Source organism: Sulfuricurvum sp. RIFOXYD12_FULL_44_77 (assembly GCF_001830725.1).
GTDB lineage: Bacteria > Campylobacterota > Campylobacteria > Campylobacterales > Sulfurimonadaceae > Sulfuricurvum > Sulfuricurvum kujiense_A.
Window position 1 is genome coordinate 1 of record NZ_MIBU01000309.1, and the last position, 21,528, is coordinate 21,528.

General features: G+C 43.3%; 23 protein-coding genes. 13 read left to right on the forward strand and 10 right to left on the reverse strand.

All coding sequences use genetic code 11. The features are described from left to right. The 7 genes from A2517_RS11520 to A2517_RS11550 all read left to right on the forward strand — a co-directional run. The coding region (locus tag A2517_RS11520; protein ID WP_294897191.1) for a chemotaxis protein CheW at window positions 1-981 on the forward strand (981 nt) is incomplete at its 5' end. After that, window positions 974-1,504 (forward strand): PAS domain-containing protein, encoded by a 531-nt coding sequence (locus A2517_RS11525; RefSeq protein WP_294897193.1) that lies wholly within the window; start codon window positions 974-976, stop codon window positions 1,502-1,504. The genes A2517_RS11520 and A2517_RS11525, both read left to right, overlap by 8 nt. Window positions 1,505-1,515: 11 nt before the next feature. Beyond that, window positions 1,516-2,805, forward strand: a complete 1,290-nt coding sequence (locus A2517_RS11530) for a methyl-accepting chemotaxis protein (protein ID WP_294897195.1) — start codon at window positions 1,516-1,518, stop codon at window positions 2,803-2,805. Window positions 2,806-2,819: 14 nt separating this feature from the next. Next, the gene (locus A2517_RS11535) at window positions 2,820-3,146 is read left to right on the forward strand and encodes an Hpt domain-containing protein (protein WP_294897197.1); all 327 of its coding nucleotides are present in this window, start codon (window positions 2,820-2,822) and stop codon (window positions 3,144-3,146) included. Next, window positions 3,146-4,369 (forward strand): EAL and HDOD domain-containing protein, encoded by a 1,224-nt coding sequence (locus tag A2517_RS11540; protein WP_294897210.1) that lies wholly within the window; start codon window positions 3,146-3,148, stop codon window positions 4,367-4,369. The genes A2517_RS11535 and A2517_RS11540 overlap by 1 nt, the downstream gene beginning before the upstream one ends. Before the next feature lie 83 nt (window positions 4,370-4,452). Then, window positions 4,453-5,037 (forward strand): molybdenum cofactor guanylyltransferase MobA, encoded by a 585-nt coding sequence (gene mobA, locus A2517_RS11545; RefSeq protein ID WP_294897212.1) that lies wholly within the window; start codon window positions 4,453-4,455, stop codon window positions 5,035-5,037. Continuing rightward, a complete protein-coding gene (locus A2517_RS11550; protein ID WP_294897215.1) occupies window positions 5,034-6,143 on the forward strand; it encodes a metallophosphoesterase in 1,110 nt (369 codons plus the stop codon). The genes mobA and A2517_RS11550 overlap by 4 nt, the downstream gene beginning before the upstream one ends. Window positions 6,144-6,145: 2 nt before the next feature. Here the strand turns inward: A2517_RS11550 and A2517_RS11555 are convergent, their stop codons facing one another. After that, complete coding sequence (locus tag A2517_RS11555) at window positions 6,146-7,027, reverse strand: hypothetical protein (RefSeq protein ID WP_294897217.1); 882 nt, start codon at window positions 7,025-7,027, stop codon at window positions 6,146-6,148. A gap of 126 nt (window positions 7,028-7,153) precedes the next feature. Between A2517_RS11555 and moaC the strand changes: the two genes are divergently transcribed. The 3 genes from moaC to A2517_RS11570 are packed head-to-tail and all read left to right on the forward strand — an operon-like array spanning window position 7,154 to window position 8,869. Continuing rightward, a complete protein-coding gene (gene moaC, locus A2517_RS11560; RefSeq protein ID WP_294897220.1) occupies window positions 7,154-7,639 on the forward strand; it encodes a cyclic pyranopterin monophosphate synthase MoaC in 486 nt (161 codons plus the stop codon). Then, the gene (locus A2517_RS11565; protein WP_294897222.1) at window positions 7,605-7,874 is read left to right on the forward strand and encodes a DUF493 domain-containing protein; all 270 of its coding nucleotides are present in this window, start codon (window positions 7,605-7,607) and stop codon (window positions 7,872-7,874) included. Before moaC ends, A2517_RS11565 begins: the two co-directional genes overlap by 35 nt. An 11-nt stretch (window positions 7,875-7,885) precedes the next feature. Beyond that, window positions 7,886-8,869: a DUF6781 family protein gene (locus tag A2517_RS11570; RefSeq protein WP_294897224.1), complete on the forward strand. Its 984-nt coding sequence runs from the start codon at window positions 7,886-7,888 to the stop codon at window positions 8,867-8,869. Window positions 8,870-8,877: 8 nt separating this feature from the next. Here A2517_RS11570 and A2517_RS11575 read toward each other — a convergent pair whose 3' ends face one another. The 7 genes from A2517_RS11575 to A2517_RS11605 all read right to left on the reverse strand — a co-directional run bounded on the left by A2517_RS11575 (window position 8,878) and on the right by A2517_RS11605 (window position 17,388). Further along, window positions 8,878-9,966: a 4Fe-4S binding protein gene (locus A2517_RS11575; RefSeq protein WP_294897226.1), complete on the reverse strand. Its 1,089-nt coding sequence runs from the start codon at window positions 9,964-9,966 to the stop codon at window positions 8,878-8,880. After that, window positions 9,959-10,528, reverse strand: a complete 570-nt coding sequence (locus tag A2517_RS11580) for a molecular chaperone (RefSeq protein ID WP_294897228.1) — start codon at window positions 10,526-10,528, stop codon at window positions 9,959-9,961. Before A2517_RS11580 ends, A2517_RS11575 begins: the two co-directional genes overlap by 8 nt. 99 nt (window positions 10,529-10,627) lie before the next feature. Next, on the reverse strand, window positions 10,628-11,029 hold the full coding sequence (locus A2517_RS11585; protein WP_294897230.1) for a hypothetical protein: 402 nt from the start codon (window positions 11,027-11,029) through the stop codon (window positions 10,628-10,630). Then, the gene (locus A2517_RS11590; RefSeq protein WP_294897232.1) at window positions 11,029-12,237 is read right to left on the reverse strand and encodes an ethylbenzene dehydrogenase-related protein; all 1,209 of its coding nucleotides are present in this window, start codon (window positions 12,235-12,237) and stop codon (window positions 11,029-11,031) included. Before A2517_RS11590 ends, A2517_RS11585 begins: the two co-directional genes overlap by 1 nt. Next, window positions 12,237-13,334 carry a 4Fe-4S dicluster domain-containing protein gene (locus A2517_RS11595; protein ID WP_294897234.1) on the reverse strand — a complete coding sequence of 366 codons (1,098 nt, stop codon included), beginning with the start codon at window positions 13,332-13,334 and terminating at the stop codon, window positions 12,237-12,239. The genes A2517_RS11590 and A2517_RS11595 overlap by 1 nt, the downstream gene beginning before the upstream one ends. Before the next feature lie 9 nt (window positions 13,335-13,343). Further along, window positions 13,344-16,256, reverse strand: a complete 2,913-nt coding sequence (locus tag A2517_RS11600; protein WP_294897237.1) for a molybdopterin-dependent oxidoreductase — start codon at window positions 16,254-16,256, stop codon at window positions 13,344-13,346. Window positions 16,257-16,266: 10 nt separating this feature from the next. Further along, window positions 16,267-17,388 (reverse strand): sulfurtransferase, encoded by a 1,122-nt coding sequence (locus A2517_RS11605; protein WP_294897239.1) that lies wholly within the window; start codon window positions 17,386-17,388, stop codon window positions 16,267-16,269. A gap of 295 nt (window positions 17,389-17,683) precedes the next feature. On the opposite strand from A2517_RS11605, the gene A2517_RS11610 reads away from it, so the two are divergent. Genes A2517_RS11610 through A2517_RS11620 form a run of 3 tightly spaced genes read left to right on the forward strand, consistent with a single transcriptional unit; the run spans window position 17,684 to window position 19,687 of the window. Next, window positions 17,684-18,289: a hypothetical protein gene (locus A2517_RS11610; protein WP_294897241.1), complete on the forward strand. Its 606-nt coding sequence runs from the start codon at window positions 17,684-17,686 to the stop codon at window positions 18,287-18,289. After that, on the forward strand, window positions 18,286-18,660 hold the full coding sequence (locus A2517_RS11615; protein WP_294897244.1) for a hypothetical protein: 375 nt from the start codon (window positions 18,286-18,288) through the stop codon (window positions 18,658-18,660). Before A2517_RS11610 ends, A2517_RS11615 begins: the two co-directional genes overlap by 4 nt. Next, window positions 18,650-19,687: an Mrp/NBP35 family ATP-binding protein gene (locus tag A2517_RS11620; protein WP_294897246.1), complete on the forward strand. Its 1,038-nt coding sequence runs from the start codon at window positions 18,650-18,652 to the stop codon at window positions 19,685-19,687. Before A2517_RS11615 ends, A2517_RS11620 begins: the two co-directional genes overlap by 11 nt. Window positions 19,688-19,723: 36 nt before the next feature. Here the strand turns inward: A2517_RS11620 and A2517_RS11625 are convergent, their stop codons facing one another. Together A2517_RS11625 and A2517_RS11630 are read right to left on the reverse strand one after the other, a co-directional pair. After that, window positions 19,724-20,557, reverse strand: coding sequence for a hypothetical protein (locus tag A2517_RS11625; RefSeq protein WP_294897248.1), 834 nt, complete (start codon window positions 20,555-20,557; stop codon window positions 19,724-19,726). Further along, window positions 20,554-21,504, reverse strand: a complete 951-nt coding sequence (locus tag A2517_RS11630) for a hypothetical protein (protein ID WP_294897249.1) — start codon at window positions 21,502-21,504, stop codon at window positions 20,554-20,556. The genes A2517_RS11625 and A2517_RS11630 overlap by 4 nt, the downstream gene beginning before the upstream one ends. Window positions 21,505-21,528: the final 24 nt, after the last annotated feature.

A 21,528-nucleotide genomic window follows, 5' to 3' on the forward strand; every position in this document is an offset into this window, starting at 1 on the left:
ATCATGCAGATAGCTGCTTTTCAAACCGTTGGCGATGTAATATACGGTATTAACATCGCGAAAATCAAAGAATTCGCCATGATCAAAGATGCCCAGGTAACCTCTGGGCTCAGTGACAATCCTTATCAAATGGGGATCGCTGTTCTTCGAGGGGAGTCATTCCCGATTGTCGACCTGACCAAGTGGTTGGGAAATGATCCTAAAAGCGAACATACTTTAAAAGAGTTCGATATCTTTGTCGTCTCTGAATTCAATCAAAGCCTCATTGCTTTTCCGGTTAAAAAAATTCTAACGATCGCTTCCAAACGAGCTGAAGAGCTAGAACGTCCCTCGACAACCAACGCAAAAATGACCTATATCACTAAAATCGAACTCAACCAAGATCGGCGCAGAAGTAGAAAACGGCGTAAAAGTTCACTCCATTCCGAAAAACAAACACTCATAAAACCGGGGTTGAGCGATTCGGGAATCGGAGAAAATGAGAAAATATGCTTCGTTCTCGATGTCGAGCAGATGCTCGAAGATATCTTCCCTGCCGTCACTCAGCGCAAAATGCATGAGCTAGAGGAGTATGAAGATATTCAGCCGATCCAAACAGACAAAGTGTTGATCATCTGCGAAGATTCTCATATTGCGACCTCGGTTCTCCATAAAACGCTCGATAAAACAGAGATTGAAACCCACTACTTTAGTAACGGTATGGAGTTTCAAAGCTGGGCCATAAAAACACCGGGTGTAGCGAAACGGATCGGATGTGTTATTACCGATATCGAGATGCCGTTAATGGACGGTTTTCAAGTCGTCGAGTATGTCAAAAATGAGATTGATAGTTCTATTCCGATCATTGTCAATACTTCGATGAGCAATATCGGAGTGGTTAAAAAACTCGAAGATATGGGGGTTAACCTCTTCATCCCCAAAACGGAACCGCTCAAAATTTATCAAGCGGTAAAATCGTTTATGGAGGGAACCCATGTTTAACTATAACCGTTACGATCGAAAACTCGGACACAATGAACGCAAGCTCAACCAAAGCGATTTCATCGTCTCCAAAACAGACATGAAAGGGATGATTACCTACGCCAATCCGACATTCTTGGATATTTCAGGATACCACACTGCCCAACTACTAGGAGCCAACCATAATATTATCCGTCATCCGGATATGCCGCGTGCTGTTTTTTCCTATCTATGGGATCAATTGAAAGCGGAAAAAGTAGTCTATGGGTATGTAAAAAACCTGACCAAAGACGGTTCATTTTACTGGACATTCGCCTACATAGCACCCGACTACAATGCAAAAGGGGATATTATCGGATACCACTCCGAACGGCGCGCTCCCAATCCAAAAGCGATTATGGATATTACACTGCTGTATGATCGCCTAAAACAGCTCGAAATCCAATACGATATTGAAACAGCACGGGAATACTTGATTTCGCAGGCTTCGCAGCAAGGCGGTAGCTATGAGCACTACATTTACACTCTACAAAATCAACACTAAAGGGAGACACCATGGGAATGTTTGATGATTTTTCTGAAAGCCATAAAGAGCTTTTAACCCAAATTCTTGAAATGGCAAAAGATTTGGAAAACGGTATCCTCAGTACACGAATCAACCGTATTAACGAAACCGACTCTCTCGGCATTGTCGCACTCGCCCTCAACAGTGCCGCCGATCAAATGGAGTCGTTTGTCAAAAGCACCAGCCACGTCATCTCCGAACTCTCTGGGGGAAACCGATGCGTACGGATCTATACCGAGGGGATGAAGGGAGATTTTATGAAGATGGCATTAGCCGTCGATAATGTCAGCACGACCTTAGTCAATGGGATTGATGCCACGGAAAATTTTGCCCTCAAAGAGGGGATTGAAGAGTCAAATGACGGTTGGCTGGCTAAAAACCTCACCTACATCCAAAAACGGGTATTAGAAAACACCGAACTTCTCAAGCAAGTCGTAGTCAACGCCAACTTCACCGCAACAGAATCGAAAATGATGACCAATAACATCATTGAGATGGACAGCTCGATGCGACAACTCAACGATTCAATGACAGATACCGTTAAAGAGATTGAACAACTCTCGGCCAATGCCGAAGAGATCAATGAGACCATGACTCTCATTAAAGAGATCGCCGAGCGAACGAACCTCTTGGCACTCAATGCCGCCATCGAAGCCGCGCGCGCCGGAGAATACGGAAAAGGGTTTGCCGTTGTTGCCGATGAAGTGCGAAAACTCGCCGAATCGACCCAAGATTCAGCTGAAGACATTACGGAGATCATTGTTCACCTTAACAAAAGTGTCGAAGAGATTAAAACAAAAGCCCTCCAATCTCAATTACTGAGCAGTGCATCCAAAGAGAAAACCGATCTACTGCAAACGACAACCAAATCACTTGATACCAAAGCACACGAGACCAGTGACGTCGTTAACCATGCGTCTGAGCGCCTTTTTGTCTCTCTCGTCGAAATTGATCACGTTCTTTTCAAAGTTTCAAATTATGCTAAAATCTTTAAACTCAAACAGCATGATAAAGTTGACGTCATCAGCCACCATGATTGCCGTCTTGGCAAATGGTATGAAGCATACGGCAAAGAGCATTTCGGATCAACTCAAGGGTACAGTGATATTATCGAACCGCACGCACGCGTTCATGGAAAAGTCAAAGAGATTCTTGACACCATTGCAGCAGAAGGAAAAGCAGATAAAAAGTTCATCCTTAAAAATATCGAAGATATCGAAGCGGCTACCAACATCCTCTTTACAATGCTTGAAGATATGGTCTCTAAAAAATTTGCCTAACAAAAAAGGATCTTATGTTACGTGAAATTTTACGCGATAGTCTTGATGAGCTTTTTCTATCTATTCAAAAAATAGGGAAAGCTTTTGAACTCATCCAAAACAAACATGTCGAGCCTGATGATATCCATCACATTAAACGGATGATTCACTCCCTAAAAGGGAGTCTCCAAGCGATAGGGATGCACGATGAAGCATCCGCCGCAATTGAATTGGAAGAAGAGATTTTTCGCTTTTTAAATAATGCGAGCAATAAAGGGATTTATATAGGAAAAGAGGATGTTAATGGATGGTTTACACGGCTAAATGCGATTGAATTTAGTCTAAAAGGGTATATGTTTTAATGGCTTCACTGCAATTTATAGGACGACAGCCTATTATAGATCATACGGGAGAACTGATCGCTTACGATTTGTTTTATGATATCCCGAGCCATGAAGATAGTTCGCATATAGCTCCGTTGATCGCTTCGGTTATCAACACCTTCTGTATCCATAATGTTTTAGGGGATGTTCAGGGGTTTATCAAAATTGATGATACCTTTTTGATGAGTGGAATCATTTATTCGGTTCCAAAGCAGTTATTTATCCTCTCATTACCCGATTCGATCACACTCAACCATGAAAGTTATGAACGGATTATCGAACTGCATGGATTGGGATATTGTTTTGCACTTCACGATATCTCCTATATCCAAACCAAAACATTAAAAAAGCTTACCCCTCTTTTTCCTATCCTTAGCTATCTCAAGGTAGATATTAAAAATCTCTCTCAAGAATATATGGCCAAACTCTCAAAACTTATCAACCCCTATTCTCTTAAAATGATTGCAACCGACGTCAATACCCAAGAAGAGTACGCTATCGCCAAATCGATCGGCTTTCCCTATGTAGAGGGGTATTATTTCAGTGAACCGATTAGCGTTGAGCATCAGAGTGTCGACTCAAAACTGTTAACGGTAATCCGCCTTTATAATATGCTCACATCGAGTGCCACCACCACCGAAGAGCTTACTATGACATTTGAATCCAATCCCGAACTCACGATTCAACTGCTTCAATACATCAATTCCAGTGCATTCTCTTTACGAATAAAAATATCTTCGATAGCTCAGGTGTTGACCCTATTGGGGAGAAAACCTCTCTCCCAATGGCTCCTTCTCTTAATGTACGGAAAACATATCAACCATTCCCCTACCCAATCGCTCCTGATGCAAATGGTCTCACGAAGAACCGCACTGATGAAAGGATTTTATAAACTTCTCAATCCCCGTGCAACATCCGATGCAATGGGAGAAGCTTTTTTTGTCGGGGTTATGTCACTCTCAAGTGCTGTTATGTCGATGCCATTGCGCCTCATCCTCAAAGATATGCACCTCTCTGAAGAGGTGATGATAGCTTTGCTCGAGCATAAAGGGGTACTTGGAGAGCTTTTAGAGACCGTTGAGGCCATAGAGCGGTTCAACATCGAAAAAATCCAAGCGTTTATCCATACTCATAATCTCTCATCGGCTGCAGTTTTACAATTAATTTCCACCACTGCCCTCTCGTCTCAAGAACTCGATTAATCTCTATATTGTTATAATAGTCGTACTTTAGTATCGGAGGCATTCATGCGTTTATTTATCCTCTCAACGGCCTTCGCACAACAATGATTACAACGCCGTGCATCCTCTTCGCCGGAGGTAAAAGTTCTCGTATGGGAGCGGATAAATCACTCCTTCCTTTCGGAGGATACCCGAGCCTTGCAGAGTATCAATATGAGCGCTTAAAAACGATCTTCTCCCATGTGTATATCTCTGCCAAAAGTCGTGATAAATTTAATTTTGATGCTCCCTTTATCCTTGACCCCGCCGATGTTGACTATGCTCCAACCGCAGGATTCGTCAGTATGTTTAGAGAACTCAAAGAGGAGAGAGTACTCGTCTTGAGTGTCGATACGCCGTTTGTGGATGAGAAGGTATTTCAAGCACTCATAGATGCCGATACGGAAAATCTGGATACGGTAATCGCCCGAACGAGCGAGGGGAGCCATCCCATGTGCGGACTCTATCACCGCTCATTGTTAGGAGAGTTTGAACGCATGTTAGCCGAGAGGGATCACCGTCTTGGGAAACTCCTCGCTGCTTCCAACACACTCTACCTTGATTTTAGTGATGATGCCCTTTTTGCCAATCTGAACCATCCGCACGAATATGAAGAGGCAAAAATCCGTTTCAATGCACTAACGACATGAATCCGCTCTTCCCTCTGATTGTAACCCTCTTTTTTTCGATGGTTCACTATCTGGGCTATACACGAATCGTTTGCCATTTGCATATAAAACCACATACCCGTACCATCCTTCTGGCCTTCCTAATACTCAATATGGTGGGAATCATAGGTTATCTTTTGAGCCGCTATCTCCTCAGCCCTCCTAAATTCATTTATTTCATCCTCTCTCTGAGTATCGGTATCGGTTTTATCCTCTTTATGGGGATCATACTGTACGAATTGCTCCATCTCCTACAGCGAAACATCCCATTTAATTCCGAAAAACGGATTTTTTTTAAACGTGCCACCGATATCGGATTTTTAAGCCTCGGAAGTGCTTATCTGGGAGCCGGAATTATTGAAGGGGCGAAAGAGCCTGCGGTTCAATTTGTTGATATCAATCAAAACCGCTTTGGCGGAAAATCCTACCGTATTGTCCAAATCAGCGATATCCACATCGGTGGATTGATCGACAGAGAGTTTGTTGCCAAAAGCGTCTCTATGATCAATCACCTTAACCCCGATCTCATTGCCATAACCGGTGATTTATCCGATGCGCATATCGACGTTATCAAAGATGCTGTCAGTGAACTGCGTCATCTCAAAAGCCGATACGGAACCTTTTACGTGGTGGGAAACCATGAATATTTTCACTCATTGAATACAACGATCTCTTTCGTGAAAACGCTCGGGATTCATGTCTTGGAAAACAGTGCCTTTAAAATAGATGATTTTTACATTGTCGGAGTTTACGATCTTTTTGGCTTTCGTACCCAAACCCATATCCCCGATATCAGGGATGCTATTAAAAACATCCCCCCTGATGCGCCGACACTCCTTTTAGCCCATCAGCCAAAGTATATAGAGTATCTAGAAGGGTTTGCCCCCTCACTGATCCTCAGCGGACACACCCATGGAGGTCAAATTTGGCCGTTTAACTATGTAGTGAAACTGGCACAACCCTATGTCAAAGGGCTTTATCCGCTTGCTCCTAACCGCCATATTTATGTCAACAGCGGAATCGGCTTTTGGGGCCCTCCGATGCGACTGGGATCACAAGCTGAAATCACCTCTATTTCGTGGTCGTAACCTTATTCTTCAACACATTTAGGAGACGCTTCTTTCTCGCTTTTGCGCACCAAATAGATAAAGACCGCAAACACAAGGAGCAAAAAGGCCAATGAAGCGATCAATGTCGATGCATACGGCAGATCTTTATAATCATGGATCGAAATTTTAAAGACGACCAACAGCGCTTCGATCAGCAACGCAATAATGATCGACACCGAAAAGTTCATCAGCGTTTTTGCATTAAACGTTTCACTGATATGCTGCGTCCGAGGCAATACCTCTTGCTCAAAAATAGTTTTCCCCAAATCGTATACCGCAAGTCCTAACGTCAGCGCAATGATCGGTTTAAATACCGCATCGATAGAGAGCGGTTCAGTGGCAAAAAGATACCCCCCAAAGGTATAAAAACCGTATAAAACGACAAACACTCCAAAAAAGAGGAGTCCCCCTCCGATAATTGCGTATGACGACCTGTGCAGATATTTAAACAAATTATTTTTTTCAATTAAGGCAAATCTCTCCAACAACTTACGAAGTCTAAAATCGAAAAATAGATACCCGTCTTCAACGGCATACACAACCGTTATACACAAGTGTCCCGTTGCGGTAGAGATATAGGGTTCACTGATGTAATACCCTTGCTGGAGAGCGACCTCATCCACCAGATATCCCCGATCCGCTCCGACATGATAATGTTCTTCCTTGTTCAGGTAAATATTGGGTGAGTTTTGGACGAATCCTTCATCCGTTTTATAAATGAGCTCAAGGCTCGGAAATGTTTTAAATAAATTGGCCGAAAGCTGCATATTAAAGGCTTTCGGACTCGCTTTCCTCAACGTCGTTAAAATAAATTTTTGGATCAATGGAGCATTAGCACTATAGCTACGCACTAAATCTTGCATTGTATCTCCCTCAATTAATATCTCGAAACTATAGCCCAATTTTGGTTCCCGCTATGATCATTTTTTAATCACATTCTAATTTACCTCTGTTAGCTATAATAATAAAAAGTATTGCAAAGAGCTATAATGAATTTAACCCATCTTGATGAGCGTGATCGCCCGAAAATGGTCGATGTCTCTGATAAAACCACTACCTCACGTATCGCAGTTGCCAGCGGACTCATTACCATGAGTCAAGCGGCTTTTGATGCTGTCGTCAATCAAACGGCTAAAAAAGGGCCTGTTCTCCAAACAGCCGTAATAGCTGCCATAATGGGGACAAAAAAGACCTCCGATATCATCCCTATGTGCCATCCGCTCAATCTCTCAGGGGTTCATTGTGATATTGAAGAACTTCCGACACTCCCGGGATTCAAACTCATCGTCACGGCAAAGCTAAGCGGTCAGACAGGGGTCGAAATGGAAGCATTGACCGGAACGAGCATCGGCTTGCTCACTATCTATGACATGCTCAAAGCGATAGATAAATCGATGGTGATCGGCCCTATCCAGCTTGAAACCAAATCAGGAGGCAAAAGTGGAACTTATCAACGACTTACCCCAGAAGCTTGAATTAGAATACCCTTGTACATGGTGTTACAAAGTAGTCGCAAATGAACGCGCTGGAATCGAGATTGCTGCACTGGAAATATTCTGTGAACGGAAATATTCCCTCGAACCCTCAAAAGCGAGCAGTAACGGTAAATACATTAGCATGAACTTAGAGTTATTGATTCATAATGAAGACGAACGAACCTATTTTTACGAAACGCTCAAAGCGCATCCCCATATCAAAATGGTACTATAAAGGATCGAATGATGAAAACAGATACATTTGCCAATGAGATTCAAAGACGCTACTCAGGGTTAAACCCCACGGTTTTAACCCTTCAAGAGCTGCGTGAAGTAACGGTCAATACATTAAAAGAGACAACCCTCTCCCTCCACAATGAACTCGAAGATCTAATGGTTCAAAAAGAGCAGATAGAGCGCCACATTGCCCGTAAAAGCGATGAACTTCAACAGCTAAAATACCGTTTCTTTGATGTATTGGAAAAAATGTTCAGCGAAGATGATGCGATGCTGGAGAAACTCCACCAGATCAAAATCCAGTCGGTTGATCTTCTTGATATTCTCGAAGAGATGGTAGAGAGTGCCATTATTACGACCTTAGAGCGCGCTTCTGACATCGAAGAGACCCTTCATGAGATTATCAAAGAGATCACCTTTGAAACGCTCAATGCCAATGTCCTCAATGCGATCCGTATTCGCCGAATTTTAGCCAGTATTCTCCAAACGGCACTCAATCTTGCTGAAGCAACACCGAATCAAGCCGATACAATTTTGCGGGGTACTTTGCTCGGTATACGTTCCGCCCTCTACAAGTCGATCGAAAAATTTCATCAATACCTCCTCTATGTTCCTGAAGAGGTTAAAGCCCTCTATCGGGATGAGTACAAAACCATCGAAAACGAACTCGATCACATTGATACTCTCTTTACTCAGGTTATCCACTCTCTCAGCCATCGTAATGCACCCGCTATCATTGCCAAATTAGAGTCCATGAGCCAAGATATCCGTTTTGATACCGAAGAGATCAAACACCTCTCAAAAGAGACGGTAGAGCTGTTGCGCACCCGCCTCTCGAAACTAAAGCGCGGGGTAACGGAGCAGGGAAATAAACTTCTGCAATCAAAATCAGCTCAAGAAGCAAAAGCGATGGGAGTACGGGCGTGGAGTGTTGCCAAATCGGCGATGAACGGCGCCATAAAAGGGGCCAAAGAGGCTATGGATAAGAAGTAGCCCCTTACTTACATATCCCGTGCTAATGTAAACATATTAGCATTGCTTTTTATAAAACTCGCGCATCGGTCACATACCGGATCGCCACCCTTATACGGATAAGGGCAGCGGCATTCATGACATGTCACCATCTCATAATAGACCATCTGCTCGGCGCGATCGTACGCAATATTTACTAAATTAAATCCCTCTTTTTTGCTTATTGCTTTGGGCTTGCATATATCCTCACAAATACCGCATCCGATACACTTGCCCTGAGAGAAAAAGATTCCTTGTTTGTCAGAGGTCGGAAAAAGTGCATCCGTCGGACAAAATTGGGTACAATCGCCACAGTTGGTACATGCTTCAAAACTGATCTGCTTGTTAAAAAAGAGGGGGGAACTTTCACTAAATTCCGTTCTCTCCAATCCCGTAACAATCTCTTTGAGAGAGTTTTTGAGCAATATACGTTTCAGCGGCATCTTCATATCCGCTAACTTATGATGTGTTACTGTCATAGAGATGTGAGCCACTGAGCTTTCCGAGAGAGATTCTTTAACTTTCTCAAACCCTTTGCGGAAAAGGGCACGCCGATCTGCTTGCTCCTCTTTCGTTTCTATCGTCTCTATCCGATGAGGGCTATCTATCGTCTCTAAAAATTGGTTTGTTGCACCGATTTTTGACCGTATTGCCTCTTCTAATTTTCCGTTTTCATTAAGAACACACCCCGCACAATGACTCATATCACATGTCACGTTTCGCTCACCCCGAAGAGCCATCACACTGAAGTGTTCGACATCAAATACACCCAAACACGGTGTTGTCACTTTACACGAAAGTGTCGGGGCTTCTTCTATATGTTGATACGATGCGGCATATCCGTTAGGATCGAAACTCTCTATCTCCAAGGCTTCGGTAGGACAGCTTCCGATGCATCCTGCACACTCAACACACTCATTTTCGAACAAAGTCAATTTGTTTCGAACGATATGAAAAGCTCCCTTGGGACAGATATCAATACAGATTGTGCAATCGTTATGATAGTACTCATTGCGTAAACAACGGGTCGCCGTAAAACTGAATAGGTTATTTTTTTGGACGAAATTGATATTACCCATTGATAGACCCTTGTGCCAAGTATTCATAATCAGCACTTAAAAACTCAACAATAAAATCACACATATCACGATAAAACGGTGTATCTGCCATACTCTTCATCCCCATCATATAAGGAACTACCCACGGAAATATATGCTGATCCAAAAATTCAAATTGCGACTTCACTTCATTCCGGTACACCAATGTTTGCATAAATGCAAACTCAATCCCCAAATGATCCGGTGCCATAATCTGTGTTTGATCCATATTTACTTCAAACCCGTGTGTAAAATAAAAACCCATTACCGGATTTTGCAACCCTACAAGTGTCTCATTTTTGGCATCCAGAACAAACGATTCTACTGGCTGCGTATTTAGAACATACATCGACGTATAATCGGTATTAAGCTGCTCATACAGCTCTTCGGTATCTGTTGTCGTGATCCACTCATTTGTCTCTTCACCGATAATCTCTAAAAGTGAACTATTGTTTTTGAGATCATTGATAAAACGACGATCAGGGATATCACTCATAACACGAGATAAAAAAGCATAGATATAGAGACGATATTCGTTATTCATAATGATTCCTGAAAATAAGTAAGGGATTGTGTCATAGGAGGACTTTGAGACAGCAAAGTTTAGACAATTAAGACTAACCCCAATGGGGTTAGAGAGGTGTTACAAACACCCTTTAAAGAACGATTTTTTAGGTGGTGGCGGAGATTTGAATTCTGTCGCCATAATCGTATTGGTCGCTTCGTCGAGTGTTCCGAGAACAACAACACCGTTTTTATTGATCCCTTCGCGCATTTCGGAAAGTTTCAATTTTGTGGTATCGATCGTATAGACTTTACCCGTATTGTGTTGATAAAGGGCATACTTTGCTTCTTTTGTCGTCACACCTGGTTCGGTTTTACGAAAACAACCATCCGATCCGCACACATAATTTTCCAAATAACAATCGGCAAATGCACCTTGAGCGGCACATCCCGGAGTTGTCAAAAGACCTTCGAACTCTTCAGGCTCGTTGGCAAATGCGCTGAATACCAGCGCGGCACAAAGCAATACAACTTTTTTCATTATTCTACCTCCGCTTTGAGAGATTTGAGATACGCTACGATATTATCAACCGTCTCTTTATCCAAGAAACCGTAATCGGTCATCGTCGAGACACGTTTCCCTTTTTCAATATTATACCAAGGGGTATTGGCGTGTGCATTACGATTATAACCTGGTACAACAACAGCAGACGGTTTTAAGATTGATTCACGTAAATAAGCAACCGAAGAATACCCACCTACATATTTGAGTGACGGTGACAAGAATGAAACCGGATCAGAGGTCTCGATTTGGTGACATCCGTTACATCCGTTTGCGGCAGCTGCTTCTTTACCTTTTACCGGATCACCTTTGGAATCAGTGGTCAGTTCGGCGTGCATTGCGGCATTTGGCTTTTGCCCCTCTAGATTGATCGCGATCCACGGACTCAGGTTTTTGATTCCGTTACGGCCCATTTTTGAACCATCCCATACCGCAATCGAAACCGGTACTGTTCCGTTCAGATTGACATACGCGTCTTTGAGAGGACGACTAAGCGTTCCCGTCCAACCGTTTGCTGCATACGTCATGGCTGCGTTTGATTTGACAGACCCGTCTTTGATTTCGGTCAAAGAGCGGTACCCTTCTCCCACAAAAACTTTCTCATAATCGTGGTTCCCCAAAGCTGCCACTTTTGCATCGAATTCTGCCAGTTCTTTGCCGAATAGACCTGTTTGCTGGCGGTTGATCTGATGTGCGACGTCTTTATTGCCGTTTGGCTCATACACTGTTTCCATCGCTTTTTGAAGGTGTACTACAACAGGACGTCCTTCCGATCCCATACCGATGTATGGAAGTACTTGAGGAACTTTCGATATACCGGCAAACTGAACTGCGAAACCGTCACTGTACGAGGTTGTTGAAGCATTCGATTGAACATCTTTGGTTCCATCCGCCCATTTGACTAGCAATGCGATGTTATTACCGTCATACAACGCTCCGACCTGCACTTTTTTAGCTTTCGGATTTACATTCTCAGGCAGCGCATTGGCTTTTTTATCATTCATGTAGATTGCTGTTTGCGGATACAGTATTACGGTTTCAAATTTTGCTTTTGACCATACTGCCGAATCGGCTTTAACCGCATCCAACTTTTCAGAAACTTTAACGGCGTTAATCGCATGCTCTGATGCAAGTGCCGCAGAAGCGGCAACACCCAATGAAAGAATAGTCGTTAATAGCTTTTTCATTAGTGGTGTCCTCCAGCTTTTGTAAACTTACCGGCAATGTAACGTGTATCGACCGGAGCCAATGGATTACGTTTGTTCTCTTTGGCAACCTGCTGATAGTAGTTGTTGTCCAGACGGAACATATCAGAGTGTTGGTATGCGATCAATAGATCCATAAGCTCACTTACACCCGTCTCTTTACGTTTTTTCATCTCAGTTTTGAGAGTTTTAATCGCATCATGAACTTCCGGTCCGAATAATTTTTCAAGTTCTCCAACTGGAAGACGCGTTGAACCCTCGATGATTTTACCCTCTGCATCAAATTTAGCAGGGGATTCGGTCGGAGGAATATAATAAACATTCGGTTGTGTACCGTAATCAGAACGGAGACCCAATGCTACTTTGTATTTATGTACCAATTTGTGTACTTGTGACTCTTCATCATCCAAGAACCCTACGAAACGGATACGACCGACACATTGTTGCGCACACGCCGGCGGTAACCCCTGCTCAATACGTGGGAAACAAAGGATACATTTCTCTGATTTAGAGATTTTCGGATTGAAATAGATTTTTTTGTAAGGACATCCCGCGATACAATAGCGGTACCCTTGACAACGATCCAAGTCAACCAATACAACACCGTCTTCTTCACGTTTGAAGATTGCATCACGCGGACACGCACTCAAACATCCCGGATTTGTACAGTGGTTACAAATACGCGGCAAGTAGAAGAAATAGTTGTCTTGAGGGAATGCACCCGCACCCTCATCCTCATCCCAGTTCGGTCCCCAAGTCGGAGAGATATGCGGGTGGAATGTATTACTATCCGCTTGTCCGCCCATCAATGATTCGTAGTTGTAATCCCAAGGCACCCCGTAATCGGCTTCGAGGTTAGGGATGACACCCGGCTGAAGGTCGCCCGCAGCGTCAAATCCGCCGCCAAGCTCCATCCAGTTTTTTGGATAACCGGTACCTGGATAGGTCTCGACGTTATTCCAATACATATATTCACGACCGTTACGGTTCGTCCATTGCGTTTTACATGCTACGGTACATGTTTGGCACCCGATACATTTGTTCAGGTCCATTACCATTGCTAATTGTCTTTTAGACATCTAAACCCCTTAATACTGTACGTCTTTTGCTTTTTCGTAATTCACGGCGCCATCATAAGCGTACTGATTACCATCCCATAGGCCACCAAATTTCAAGTGACCCCATCCATCTGCCATCTCAAGAAGGTTCAATGCCGTTGGTACAACTTCATTGTGCCCTTTGTTTTTCAAATACATGTACGGTTCCCATCCATGCTCTAGTACCAATCCATCAGCCGGAGCGGAAGAAGAGAGTTTTGCCATTGCATAGAACTCACCGAGAGCATTGTAGATACGGATAGTATCACCGTCTTTGATCCCTTTAGCTTCTGCAACCACACGGTTGACTTGCGCTGCAGGGACACCGCGTTGAAGACGCAATAATGTACGTGACGTTTTGTAGTTCGAGTGGATAGACCAACGAGCATGCGGCGTCATAAATACATACGGATAGTCTTTAGACTGAGGACGGATCCCTTCCATACCGGTATTCGTTGCTGCACCCATTTTAATATACAGTTCATGGTCAACGTAGAACGTTTGGCGTCCCGATAATGTCTCAAGACGCTCCATTTTATACAAATGGTCTTCATTCGAGTTAAACGGACGGTCCGAGTACAACGGTGAAGATTTTGCCGCTTTTTCATTGATCAATAAGAATCCGCCCACTTTGTACATTTTCTCCATCGTCCACGGCTCATACTGCTCACATTTCTCGAGTGCAGCTTGTACCGCCATTTTGTCGGTTCCGAGATACACTTCACCCGCACCCTCAGACTCTTCGTCGGTGTTTGTGAACTCTTTGTGGAAGATTGTCAAATCATGGAAACCCGGTTTCGCGAATTTTTTATGATCCGGTACTTTTGCTTTAGAGATGTTTTCAGAGCGGTTAGCCAGCTCTTCCATTTTTTTAGCAAGGAAGGTAAACATTGACCACTCATCCATCGATTCACCGATGTTTTTGATGTTTGCAACCGGCTGAGCCAAGTTGGTAAAACGGTGATAACCAGGACTTGTACGAAGGTCATATACTTCATAGTGCGATTTCGCAGGGAGAAGGATATCGGCATACTGTGCCGCTTCGCTCATTCGGTAATCGACATAGGCATAAAATTTCGTTTTGTTCAAGAACGCTTTACGATATTCAGACCCTTTGTTACGACGGAATTTTGAATCGGCTACGATAAGAGCACAGTCCGGCTGCCACCACGGTTTATTCACATTACCGCGTTTAGAAGCCTGATTGATTTTATCGTTTTCTCCTGATTTAAGCATTTCAGACAATACTGCCATATACTCATCTTTAGACATACCGTTTTGAGCACGTTTGACATCTTCGTCACTGAAGTATTGATCAAACGTTTTCATACCGTCACCAAATACGAACTCACCGACGAAACCTGATCCGAAACGGGCATTATATTTACCACTAAATCCTGACAATGCGCCAAGTCCTGAGAGGGTAAATTCATTTTCCGTATTCAATCCGCCGTATGGTCCCATACGTCCCGTAAGACCACAAATTGAAGCAACGTTCCAAATGGTCATAACACCATTGAAATATTTGTTCAACGAGAATCCGGTTGTAATCTCTACAACTTTAGGGATCGCGATATCACGCGCAAGCTGACGCGTTGTATCAGGGTGAACGCCGGTTACCTCTTGGATCGATTCAGGGCTGAATTTTGCCGCTGATTTTTTGAGCATTTCGAATACGGTGGTCACTTCACGTTTATGACCGTGCATATCGGTAATAGTCCATTTTCCTTCGAGTTCCGGAACGATTCCGTGATCATCAAGACGAAGTGATTTCTCACTGCTTCCCTCAGTACCCGGCATCAAAGCGATTTTACCGGTCGCTTTATTCATACAATAGAACTCTTCCATATATTTGTGATGATCTTCATCATTTGCCGCATGTTCCATATCAGAACGGCGAATCATTTTTTGAGTCTCAACATCAACCAAGAACGGAAGATCGGTCAATGTTTTTATAAACTCAGGCTTATAGAGTTTTTCATTCAAAATAACGTTGATAACACCCATGGCTAGGATATTATCGGAACCAGCTTTGATCGGAATCCAAAGGTCAGCTGATTTTGCCGTCGCATTGAACTCAGGGGTAATAACGATAACTTTTGCTCCGTTATATTTCCCTTCCCATACGAAGTGAGCATCAGGGATACGAGAAACCGATGGATTTCCCCCCCACATAACAGCCGTATCGACGTTGTACATGAAATCCCACGTACACCCGAGGTTACCCTCACCGTACGCAATCGCCGCACCTGAGAACATATCTCCAAGATACGATGACGGATAAATACGGATCGCACCGAGCTGTGTCGAGAAACGAAGCGGCGCACCGCGACGACCCTCGGTCAAAAGACCGGTTCCCGCGTGTACCATCAATTTATCCGGTCCGCGTTCAGGATCAGTCATACAATTGAAAATCTCTTGGCATACGCGCTCAGCCGCTTCATCCCAACTGATACGTTTCCATTTCCCTTCGCCGCGCTCACCGACACGAACCATCGGATAGAGGATACGATCTTTTTGATACATCGTTTGAGAGTGCTGTACCCCTTTGTTACATCCGCGCGGGTTGAAGTCAGGGATTTTTGCATTAATGACCGGATAACGAGCCGATTGGTTCTCACGAGTAACAACACCGTTGTTAGACCATACTTCCCAAGCACAGTTACCTTGACAGTTAACACAGTGGTATGCAAAACCGTGTTCCTCTTTTTTCCCGTACGTGAATGAAAACTCATTGCGGTACATATCTTCGGTATAGTTGGTATTCGGATAATTTTCTTTACCGTTCTCAACCGACATTACATTGGTTTTAGCGAATAGTGAGCCTTGTGATGCCACTAGCGCTGCCGTCATCCCTGAAACTTTCAGGAAGTCACGGCGTTGATTGTTCATTACTTTTGTCATAGCTATAGCCTTATCGTTTAATCGGAAGGTTCATATCGTTACCCCAAACATCCCAGCTTCCGGTGAAGACTTTGACATTTTTGTAACCCAATAATTGAAGCGCAGTGATATGTTCCGAGCTTCGTCCCGCACCTACGTGACAATACGCGTAAATCGTTTTGTCTTTTGTAATTCCGTAATTATCGTACACTTTTTGGAGTTCTTCTGCTGAACGGAATGAGAGTTTTTTATCGGCATCGGAGATTTGGCTCCACTCGATAAAGGTTGCTCCCGGTACGTGTCCGCCACGTGCAACGTTATCCATTTTACGCTCACCGACAATCTCCGCGATACCGCGAGAGTCAATGATCACATATTTAGATTTTTTACCGTTTTTAAGGATATCTTCCATCGCGTGTTTCACTTCGTTTTTATCCGCAATCACATTCCATTTGATTTTTTTAGGATCAATTTTATAGGTTTTCGGTTTTACAACTTCATCCCCTTTAACAACAAGAAGACGTTTTTCAACTACTGCCATTTTTGCGCTCAACGCTTTTACCGTTTCAGATGCTTTTTTAATCGTTGCATCCAGAGCCGCTTTATCCGCACCCTCTTTTTTAAGAGCTTCTTTTGAATCTTTTTCTACTTTTTTAGCAGCTTTTAGTTCTTTATTAAGTGCATCATACTCTTTTTGCGCCGGATCGACTGCCATCATAGCCGCACGTCCGCCGTTGAGCACTTTTACATTTTTATGACCGTAACTGTCGAAAAATGAATAAACGCCTGTCGCATTCGGCCCTTTAAAGTCATCGTATGCGATAACCGTCATATCATTGCTGATCCCTTTTTTGCCGATGGTTTGTTCAGCATCATCAATACAGCGATAGAGCGGTGCGCAATGCATTTCGCCATCAATTTCCGAATGGTGAAGGTGGTGAGCATACATCTCAACTGAGCCTTTAATATGACCGAGTTTATAAATATCTTCGTTATCACCCGATACGAACATCACTTTTGGATTACCGATAAGCTTGACCGCTTCTTCGGCAGAGATAAGGATTGAATTATCCTTATACCCATCGGCTGCCATTAATACAGTGGCTGCCGACAGTGATGCCGCAACACATAGTGTTTTTAGCAATCTGTTCATCCGTGCTCCTTATTTTTAAATGTGCACACTCTGGTGCCTTTATTTACGGAATTTCCATCTCTATTATAGGTAGGTATCTCTTAATATACGGTAAATACCTACTTTAGCTCCACCCATGGATTACTTTTTGTTACATAATTATCACAAAATTGAGACTATAAATGATTGGACGTTTTTTTACGTTTTCTTATACTTCCAACACTGTTTTAAGCCTTACATAGTATTATTAATACTTACAATTTAATCACTTTTTGATAGTATGACGATTATTTTTATCACAAAACAAAGGGAGCTTATGCATACCGATATGTTACAAAACGCACTGACACACTCCGATACCTCTGAACTTATAGAATTATTAGAGGATAAAACCCTTCCGATCGAAACAGTCCAAGCAATCTATACTGCATTCAAAACTGATAAACTGCTCGTCGGACAAGTCGCTATGAACCTCTCATTACGAACTTCCGTTTATGAGCGGGATAAGGAGTACAGCCCTATCATGGTTGAACTCCTCATCGACATTGCAAGCAATCCGGTCGACATGGGTGCACGTTGGGCAGTTGCCAAAAACCCCCATACGCCGGTTGAAGTGCTTCGTCATCTCTCTAGCGATCCTATCAACTTAGTACGCGCTCTTGTCGCGGCAAACCCTGCAACCCCAAGCGATGTATTGGAAAAGTTTTTCAGTGATGAAAAAATTGTCCGTGACGGACTCTCCGGCAATCCCAATACACCTCCGAAATTGCTCAAAATTTTATGCGATGACAATGATAAAATGGTACGTATGCGTTTAGCTGAAAATCGTTCCGCTCCAAAAGAGATCATCACACTGTTACTAAACGATACTGATTTTGACGTAAGTAAAGCGGCACAAGCAAATTTGGGAGAACGTCCATGAAAAAACGCCATTTTGAAGAACGAAGCCAGTTTATGAGTCTCGAAAATCACTTTTTAAACACTTTTTTTTCGGGTCTTTATTTGAGTGCAAGCGATTTTATTACTATCGGTAACGCCAATGGATTAGAGCTTCGAATGCACTCTCGTGAAATGCTGATCAAAGACTTGCTCAATGAATCAAACAAAATCGGAACGCTAGCTGGCGTTATAGCCTCTTTGAATAACCTTATAGATGAGCGTATTAGTACGTGCCATCGACTCAGCCTTGAATATCCGCTAGCTCGCGCTCCATTAGCCAAGCAAGCACAAAAAGCAAATGGAACCAAAGCACTTTTAGCTCGTGAAGCGAGAGGAAATCCTTATGAACACTAAAGAGTTACAAGAAGCTCTCAATACTCTCTCTTATCCGGGGCTGAGCCGCACACTCGGTGATCTCAAACTGATCTCTGAGGTAAAAGTGAGTGAAGGTGCCGCTAATATCGAACTCCTTACCGTCAGTGATGATTCATATCTCACGGTGAAATCAGCAATTGAAGCGGCTTTGGGGGAACAATTCTCACGTCTAAATATCACCAAAAAAGCTCAAGTTCAAAAAGATACGAACTACGGCAACAGTTCCAATCCCAATAACCGTGCACCTTATGCTGCCAATGTCATAGCGGTAACGAGCGGCAAAGGGGGAGTGGGCAAAAGTACCGTCAGTGTCAATCTTGCCATTGCTCTTGCGCAAAAAGGGTATCGTGTCGGTATTTTAGATGCCGATGTTTACGGGCCCAACGTTCCGCGCCTCACCAATACCGATTTGGAAAAAATCCGATGGAATGATGATAAAATCATCCCGAGTGAAAACTACGGAATCAAAATTATGAGCGTCGCTCTTACTACTCCGACCTCCGATACTCCGCTTGTATGGCGCTCCTCAGTAGCGGTATCGGCATTAATCCAATTTCTCGAAGATGTAGAGTGGGGAGAACTTGATTTTATGGTTATCGATATGCCTCCGGGGACAGGAGACATCCAGCTCACAATGGCGCAAGAGCTTCCTATCACCGCAGGGGTGATCGTAACCACCCCTCAGCTCGTCGCCAGCGATGACGTCAGCCGTGCCATCCGAATGTTTCAAGACATCCATGTCCCGATGGCAGGATTGGTAGAGAACATGAGTTATTTTATTGCCCCTGATACGCTTAAGCGCTATGACATTTTCGGAAGCGGCGGCGGAGCACGTTTGGCGGAGCGCTATAACATCCCGTTATTGGGTCAGATACCCCTAAACATGGAGATTCGTGAAGGCTCAGACAACGGTGAACCGCCGGTTGTGTTAGGAAACGATACACTGAAAAGTTATTATAAAGAGATTGTAGAGAATATGCTAAAAGCGGTGAAGTTTAAAATTTAAAAAGAGGAGTTTCCACAAAATGTGGAAACTTTATAATTATTTGAAAATCTTTTTGAGATCAGCTTCAACGGCACCCGGCACGGTTGCAATCGTCATAAATTCTGTCATAGTCAATAATGGGTAACTGATAGCAATAAAGTATTTTGCGCTCAACGCTTTTGCTTGTCCGTCTTCGATCAATACAGCCCATGGAAGCAATTGACCGTTTTGAGTTCCGATCTTTTTCACAAATCCGTTTGTACGTCGATCCAAACTCACAAATGCTACGTAACGATCCTCACCCAATTTTACTACAGCCGTTGTCCCTTTTGCTGCTTGTGCTTTGGCAACCAAGTTAGCCGTTGAACCTTCACCTACGACGCTCATATCTTCATAGTACGGCATCCCCACCATAAAATGGTAGCCTGCTAATCCCGCAAATTCCCATTTATCTGTAGAATCTTTTAGAGGGCCGAATGCTTTTTCAAGTGATCCCAATACTGCTGAAGCCGTTGCATGGCTGTACTCTTTTTGCATAAATGCTTTTCCGAAATAAACCGGATTGGCAATGCTGATTTGTTTACGCTCATCATCAACCAAAATTCGCCCTACCGCCGCAAGACCGCGAATAGGCTTATTTGCCATTGCTTTCATCGCGCCATTGGTATAAAGCACTGATGTGCCTGCATCCGTTTTATAGCTTCCGACTACTTCAAAGCCAGCAGCAGAAAGTTTGGCTTTTGCCTCATCTACTGTTGTGTACGATGCAATTTTATAGGTTGCTACAACTTTTTCGACTTTTACTCCGGCTTCCGCTTCAGGAGAGACTCCGGCACATCCGCAAAATCCGAGAACGAGTGCGCTCATAATGAGTGTATAGATTTTTTTCATTTCTCTTGTGCTCCCAATTCTGTCATGATTTTAATAATCTCTTTATCAAGGGCAACGATAGAATCGTTCATTTTTTGATCTTTTATTCCCATAACCGCTGTCCAGGTTGCAAGACGAGGCATACCGATCATTACTTTATTCGATCCTTTTTCAACGTACATATACATTGAACACGGAGCTAACGCTCCCGCATCCGGACGCCCTTGGTTAAAAATTCCCTCAGAGAATTTGAAATGACAAAGTGAGTAAACCCAGTATGCATCGAATCGACCAAACTCAATGTTTGCATCGGTCATAGAAGCTTTTATATCTTTATATCCGGCAATGATATATTGATTTGCTTCGAACGCTTCTTCAAATTTTCCTTGGAAATCAGCAATAAAGCCATCCAAGCTAGCACCACGCTCAAACGGAAGTTCGAATGTCATCATCGGTTTCGCCGGAAGTGCGCTGTACTCTACAATTTGAACTTTGTTTCCGATCTCTTTTTCGATCATTGCATCGAGCTCAGGAAATGTTGCGATAAATTTTGCACGAACATCGGCATCTTTAACACCTGTGATATCCAACATAGCTTCAGGAGTGATGTGCCCTACATAGGTTTTATCTTCAGATTGTTTTTTCCATACATGGAGGTTAAATGGACTAAATCCGCCCAAGCTTGGCTCTTTCATCAAAAGCGGACCCACTGCTGCATCTTTCGTGACCGAGAAAAATCCGAGATTATCAAGGTTAGTCCCGCCGTATTTGGTTTTATAGGCATCATTAATACGCTCATGCGGATCAGACAACACAAATCCGATGGTACTGATCTTATTATTGACCATATCCATATACGCTTTTTCTTTATCGCCCTCACCGATATAAAACTTTGCACCTTGTGCCCCAAATGCTACCGAAGCAGCCAGTGAAAGTGCTGCCGCACCCAGTAATAGTCTATTAAACATATGATTCTCCTCTTAGTAATCGCT